This is a genomic window from Pseudomonas viridiflava (assembly GCF_900602065.1).
GTDB lineage: Bacteria > Pseudomonadota > Gammaproteobacteria > Pseudomonadales > Pseudomonadaceae > Aquipseudomonas.
Genome location: NZ_UWFN01000246.1, coordinates 1 through 347, shown reverse-complemented (window position 1 = coordinate 347; position 347 = coordinate 1). Strand labels below are relative to the sequence as shown.

Genomic DNA, 347 nt, shown 5'->3' with positions numbered 1-347 from the left:
GTGCTGGTCTGCTCATGGGGCGCAACCCACGAAGAATACGTGCTGCCTGCCATCGCAGCGGGCAAGCCAGTGTTTTGTGAAAAGCCGCTTGCGGTCACGGCGGCAGGTTGCCGACACATCGTCGAAGCCGAAATCGCAGGGGGCAGGCGTCTGGTGCAGGTCGGTTTCATGCGGCCTTACGATCATGGCTACCGCGCCCTCAAGGCGGTGATCGACAGTGGCCAGATCGGCGAGCCGTTGATGCTGCACTGCGCGCACCGCAACCCGCGGGTCGGCGAGAACTACAAGACCGACATGGCGATCACCGACACGCTGATCCATGAACTCGACGTGCTGCGCTGGCTGCT

At 63.1% G+C, this 347-nt stretch carries 1 protein-coding gene; it reads left to right on the top strand.

Going from position 1 to position 347, the window contains the following annotated elements; all coding sequences use genetic code 11:
* Positions 1-347, top strand: a 347-nt coding sequence (locus EE949_RS13375; protein WP_164666776.1) for a Gfo/Idh/MocA family protein, incomplete at both ends; no start/stop codon positions are given.